This is a genomic window from Nocardioides sp., assembly GCF_050699375.1.
Taxonomy (GTDB): Bacteria; Actinomycetota; Actinomycetes; order Propionibacteriales; family Nocardioidaceae; genus Nocardioides.
The window spans coordinates 1-1,743 of record NZ_JBOHDN010000059.1; the positions used below are offsets into that span (position 1 = coordinate 1).

General features: G+C 68.6%; 2 protein-coding genes. One reads left to right on the forward strand and one right to left on the reverse strand.

What is annotated here, in order from left to right:
• Positions 1 to 404 (forward strand): carboxymuconolactone decarboxylase family protein (locus ACRDPS_RS03340; RefSeq protein ID WP_431500200.1); only part of this gene is annotated, 404 nt, incomplete at its 5' end.
• 70 nt (positions 405 to 474) lie between these two features.
• Here ACRDPS_RS03340 and ACRDPS_RS03345 read toward each other — a convergent pair.
• On the reverse strand, positions 475 to 1,743 hold a 1,269-nt coding region (locus ACRDPS_RS03345; RefSeq protein WP_431500201.1), incomplete at its 5' end, for a DUF222 domain-containing protein.

Consider the following 1,743-nt stretch of genomic DNA (forward strand, 5'->3'; position numbering starts at 1 on the left):
CCTCGCAGCAGACCACCCGCGCCGCCCGCGAGGATCACGGGCGCACCGTTCTCGACGCGATCGACGGCGCTGCCGGGACCAAGGTGATCGAGTCGCTCGAGGACATCGCTCCGGAGCTGGGCCACCAGATCGTCGCCTGGGGTTTCGGCGAGATCTACTCGCGCCCAGGTCTGGAGCCGCGGGATCGGCAGCTCGTCACCCTCGGCATGCTCACCGCGCTGGGCGGCTGCGAGCCCCAGCTCGACGTCCACATCAACGCCGCCCTGAACGTCGGCCTGACCCCCGAGCAGATCATCGAGGCCTTCTTGCACTCCGCGGTCTACTGCGGCTTCCCGCGCGCCCTGAACGCAACCCTCACGGCCAAGAAGGTCTTTGCCGAGAGGGGACTGCTCCCCATCGCTTGATCGTGGGTCCAGCGCCGACCCGCTGGGATCAGGTGACGGCACCTGATGGCCCGTCCTCACGCGTCGCGGGTCACGCGGCGAGCGCATGGTCCAGGAGTACGTTGCGCAGCCTGAGCTCGGCTCGGGACAGGGGTGGTGGATGTTGTCCCCAGGTGTCGGGTGGCGGGCTGACATAGGTGTGCCCGGTCGGCGTGATCGTGACGATGCTGCCGTCGGGACCGGGCCGGGCCTGCCAGCCGATCGCCTCCTTGGCCTGATTACACCGCTCACACAAACCCTGCAGATTCTGCGCGGTGGTCCTGCCGCCGTCGGCGTGACGTTCGACGTGGTCGATGTTGCGGATCGGGGCATCACACCCGACGGTGCGGCAGATCCCACCGTCACGGGTGGTGATGAACTCCGCGAGCCCGTCGGGTGCTTTCCGGGAGCGTGACTCCATCGCGACGAGCTGACCGGCGGGGTCGGTGAACAGGCGTCGGACGAAGACATCGGCGTCGGCGAGTGCCTCACGGACCCAGGTCGCGGGGACGGGTCCATAACCCTCCACGAAGGCGGGCTGGTCGCTGTCGTTGGTGAGGGCGTCGGCGGTCATCACGACCTTGACCTCGATCCGAGGCCTCGCGTCGGCGGCTTCGCGGCCGGTGACTCGGTTGACGAGGGTGTCGGCCATGACCTGGCCCCGGGTCCGCCCATCCCCGGCAGCCTGAGCGGCCTTGGCGGCCTGGTCCAGCGCGGCATAGACCGCGACCCCGTCCTTGACCGGCAGGAGACCACCGAGCCAGGTCATCGTGTCCGGTGCGGGCCGGAGGCTGACCCGACGGTCGTTCTCCGCGTTCGCTATCCGAGCGACCACGGATGCTTGGTCGAGGCCGATCGCAAGCTTCTTGGTGGCGTTCTCGAGCTCCTTGAGCCCCATCGACACCGCTTTCGGTGCCGCACCGTTCTCACCGGGTGCACAGAGCTCGTAGTCGATGACCCGACGGTCCTCCAACGACAAGCACGCGGTCTCGCGGGCCACGATGGTGGCCTGCCACTGCGAGAACCGCCCCGCCTTCATCAACGCGAAGGTGTGCGGCATCTCGGAGACCAGGATCTTGGCAAGACCGAGCAGCTTGGCCCCTCGTGCCGGTGAGACCCGCCGCGCCAACGCCACCTGGGAAGCCACCCCTTCGCCGCGCTTGCGGACAGGAACCCCCGCGACAGCGTGACGTTCCCGAGCGTGTTCCTCGAGCCGTACCGAGGCTTCTGCCTGCACCGCCTCCGCAACACACTTGACCTCTTCGAGCCGTGCGATCCAGTCGACCAGCACACCCTCGGACACACCAGCAGGCGGCCCGGC